The 3,933-nt window shown below is 76.5% G+C and carries 5 protein-coding genes; all 5 read right to left on the reverse strand.

The features are described from left to right. On the reverse strand, positions 1–1,339 hold a 1,339-nt coding region (locus KBX39_RS25450; RefSeq protein WP_312247487.1), incomplete at its 3' end, for an FtsX-like permease family protein. Beyond that, the gene (locus KBX39_RS25455; RefSeq protein ID WP_043325826.1) at positions 1,336–2,067 is read right to left on the reverse strand and encodes an ABC transporter ATP-binding protein; all 732 of its coding nucleotides are present in this window, start codon (positions 2,065–2,067) and stop codon (positions 1,336–1,338) included. The genes KBX39_RS25450 and KBX39_RS25455, both read right to left, overlap by 4 nt. Positions 2,068–2,086: 19 nt before the next feature. Continuing rightward, complete coding sequence (locus KBX39_RS25460) at positions 2,087–2,668, reverse strand: PadR family transcriptional regulator (protein WP_030503427.1); 582 nt, start codon at positions 2,666–2,668, stop codon at positions 2,087–2,089. Positions 2,669–2,737: 69 nt separating this feature from the next. After that, positions 2,738–3,181: a ferritin-like domain-containing protein gene (locus tag KBX39_RS25465; protein ID WP_043325825.1), complete on the reverse strand. Its 444-nt coding sequence runs from the start codon at positions 3,179–3,181 to the stop codon at positions 2,738–2,740. Further along, a complete protein-coding gene (locus tag KBX39_RS25470) occupies positions 3,178–3,627 on the reverse strand; it encodes a hypothetical protein (protein WP_176722874.1) in 450 nt (149 codons plus the stop codon). Before KBX39_RS25470 ends, KBX39_RS25465 begins: the two co-directional genes overlap by 4 nt. Positions 3,628–3,933 lie beyond the last annotated feature (306 nt).

The following is a 3,933-nucleotide window of genomic DNA, read 5'->3' on the forward strand; positions in this document are numbered from 1 at the left end:
CCAGCACGCCGGTCTGCGAGGTGCGGCCGGCGGCGAACGCGGCGATCGCGGTCCCGGCGACGGTGAGCGCCACCCCGATCAGCAGCCAGCGGCGGCGGGGCCGGGACCCGTCGCGCCGGCCGGCGAGGCCGGTCGCCACGTCCTGCCGGGCCGCCGTCCAGGCCGGCGCCATCGCCGCCAGCACCCCGGCCAGCACCGCCGTCGCGGCGATCGCGACCAGCGCGGTCGGGAAGATCCGGTACGCCCCGAGGCGCTCCCCGAGCAGGTACTGCTCGACGAGCGGCCGGCCGGCGAACGCGGCGCCGATGCCGAGCAGCAGCCCGAGGGCGGCCCCGCCGGCGCCGAGCACCACCCCGTCGGCGAGCACGATCCGGCGCAGGTGGGAGGCGTCGCCACCGGCCACCGCGACGAGCGCGAGGTCGCGCCGCCGACGGCGGACGCTCACCGCGAAGGCCGGGCCGACCAGCAGCACCACCTCCAGCAGGACCAGCCCGCCGACCACGCCGACGACGCCGGCCTCGTCGGCGTCCGGCACGCGCATACCGCGGGTGAGCTCCTCCCGCCCGGGCAGCGGGTCGCGGACGACGATCTGGATGCCCTGCGCGTTCAGCCGGTCGGCGAGCCCCGGGTCGAGCGGGCCGGGCAGGTCCACCAGCCAGGTGTCGCTGCCGGCCGCGGTCTCCGGGGTCACCCCGGCCAGCGTGATCACCTCCCGGAGGTTGTCCGGGTACTCCACCACCCCGACCACCCGGTACGTGGCGCCGTCGATGGTGCGTACCGGGTTGCCGATGCGGGTGTCGAGCCGGCGCAGCGCCGCCGGGCTGACCGCGATCTCGTCCGGGCGCACCGGCGGCCGGCCGTCGAGGACCCGGGCCAGCGGCCGGGTGAGCGGGTCGGTCAGGTCCAGGGCGCGCGCGTCGAGCGACTCGACGTGCCGGCCGATCCGGGTCGAGAACGTCATCCACCAGCGCGTGCGGGCGACCCGGCTGCCGTCGGGCAGCAGCGCGCGCACCTCCTCGGCGGTCGCCGGACGGGTCCGGCCGACCCATTCGCCCTCGACCGGCCAGGCCGACTCGCCCCAGGCGTCCTGCCTCACCGCCGTCAGGCTGTCCCAGCGCAGCGCGACGTCGGCGCCGCCGAGCTGGCGTTCGATCCGCTCGGCGCGGGTCAGGTCGCCCATGTCGTAGCTGACCGCGGCGAAGCTGAGGCCGAGCACCGGCAGCGCGATCATCACCAGCACCAGCAGCGTGCGCCGCCGGGACCGCCGGGCCTCCCGGCGGGCGATCCGCAGCGCGGTCCGCCACGATCCGCGTACGGCGGCGAGGCGGCCGCCGGTCACCGGATGCTGCCGCTGAGCAGGTGGTCGACGCCGATCAGCGGGGCGGTCGAGTCGACCATCACCCCGTCGCGCAGGAAGACCACCCGGTCCGCCCAGCCCGCGTGCCGGGCCTCGTGGGTGACCAGCACCCCGGCCGCCCCGGCGTCCACCCGGCGGCGCAGCAGGTGCAGCACCGCCTCACCGGTCTGCGAGTCCAGCGCGCCGGTCGGCTCGTCGGCGAGGACCAGGCGGCGTTCGCCGACGAGGGCCCGGGCGATCGCCACCCGCTGCTGCTGGCCGCCGGACATCTGGTCCGGGAAGCGGTCGGCCAGGTCCTCCAGGTCGACCTCGCGCAGCGCGTCGAGGGCCGACTGGCGGGCCGCCCGTACGCCGGCGCCGTCCAGTTCCAGGGGGAGCGCCACGTTCTCCACGGCGGTCAGGCTGCCGAGCAGGTTCAGATCCTGGAAGACGTACCCGATCCGGCGGCGGCGCAGCCGGGCCAGCTCCCGGGCGGACAGCCCGACCAGCGCCTCGCCCTCGACCACCACCTCGCCGCCGGTGGGCCGGTCCAGGCCGCCGGCCAGCGCCAGCAGCGTGGACTTGCCGGACCCGGACGGGCCCATCACCGCCACCAGTTCCCCGGCCCGCACGGTCAGGCTCACGCCGCGCAGCGCGTGCACGGCGGCCTCACCGGCGCCGTGGGTACGGCGTACGTCCCGCAGTTCCAGCACCCCGTCGATCGGGTCCATCAGCGCCTCCCGTGCCGGGTCACCGGCGGGCTTCGTCGCCGGCCCGGTCCACCGCCTCGGGGTGGTCGACCGCCCGGATCGGCGCCGGGCGGTGCCGGACCAGGCTGGTCTCGCAGTGGTCGAGCCACCGCACCTCGGCCTCGGTCTGGAAGATCATCGCGTCCAGCACCAGCCGCCAGGGTAGATCCTCCGGCTTGTCGCTCGTGTACTTCAACCGGGTGAACTCCTGAAGCGCGCGCATGGTGGCGGTGCGCTGGGTCTGCACCACCGCCCGCACGTCGACGCCCGGCGTGGTCAACGCCAGCGCCAGCTTGATCGACAACTCGTCGCGGGGACGGTCGGCGCGGCTGATCGGGGTGGCGAACCACATCGCCAGGTCCGCCCGTCCGGCGTCGGTGATCTCGTACGGCCGCTGCCCGCTCTCGTTCTCCGGCAGCGGGCGCACCAGTCCGTCGCGTTCCAGCCGGGCCAGCGTGGTGTAGACCTGCCCGATGTTCAGCGGCCAGGTCGACCCGGTGGACTCCTCGAACGCGGCACGGAGCTGATAGCCGTACATCTGGCCGCGTTCGAGCAGGGCGAGCAGGCCGTGACGGATGGACATGACCGCGAGTATGCATACCTGGTATGCGCAGCGCAACCGGGAAGCTTCGCCGGGTGACCGGCGTCGCGCTCAGGCGGGGCGGCCCGGGAACGGAACGGTGACCGGTGTCACGCCCGCCGTACGCCGCCAGCGGGTGGCCCGCAGCGCGCAGTCGGTGAGCGCGGCGAGCGCCGTGTTCCGCTCCACGCCGCTGGTGTGCGCGAGCGCGGCCCGCCAGTGCCCGGCGGTCCGCTCCTCGATCTCCACCGCCAGCCGCAGCGCTCCCGCCCGGTCGGTGACCGGATAGGGCAGCGCGTACCCGGCCCGGTCCGCGGGTACCTGCCCGGAGCCCTCGGCGAGCTGCAGGAGCAGCGCGTCGCGGCGGGACCGGTGCGCCGCCTCGGCGGCCCGGGCCGCCGTCCGCGCCGCGCCGGTGAGGTGCACGCCGATCACCCCGTACGCCCAGATCGCCGCGTACTCGGCGGCGAGCGCGTCGGCGAGGGCCTGGGCCGGGCCGGTCGTCGGGTTGTTCACTTCAGGGCCTCCACGTGGGTCGCCCGCGCGGCGGCGATCGAGCCGAGCAGCGCGGCCCGCTCGGCCGGCGCCTCGGCGCAGGCCTTCGCCGCGTTGGTCCGGCCCTCCTGCTCGGCCTGACGCAGCTCGGTGAGCACGGCGTCGGGCGCGGGCGCGCTCGCCGAGCCGGCGGCCGCCGGCGTGCCGGAGGGAGCTGGCCGGCCGATGACCCGGCGTAGCTCCTCGGCGTGCGCCTTGTGCGCGTCGGCGATCGGGGTGAGCCGTCCGGCGAGCGCCGGGGCGGCGGTGGCGGCTGCCCGGTAGCGGGCCTCCAGCGCCAGCGCCTCGGCGGCCAGCGGCTCCAGCGCATCAGGCGCCGGTGGCTCCTGGTCGCGGTCAAAAAGATCACAACCGGTCAGCGGCGCGGCCGCGCCGCCGAGCGCCACGAGCCCTCCGGCGCGCAGCAGCCAGCGCCGGGAATGCCCCGCTCTGACCTGGTCGGATGGTGTTCTGCCGGTCCCCACCTGACAGAGTCAACACCATTCGCGCCGCCTCGTGGGTCAGGGTCTCGGTGCGCCGCCGGGTCCGTCCGCGGCCGTTAGCGTTACGCTCTGCGCAACCACCGGGCGCGGACGCCCCGGTGGCGTGCCGGTATGGCGGGCCGACCGCCCGCACCGGCCCGGGACAACACGGCCCGCGGGTCGTGGCAACAGCAGGAGAGGTGCGCGGAATGTCGCAGCGTGGCCGTGCCACCCGGCCGACGGGGCCCGCCG

Source organism: Micromonospora sp. D75, from assembly GCF_018070405.1.
In the GTDB taxonomy this organism is placed as follows: domain Bacteria; phylum Actinomycetota; class Actinomycetes; order Mycobacteriales; family Micromonosporaceae; genus Micromonospora; species Micromonospora chalcea.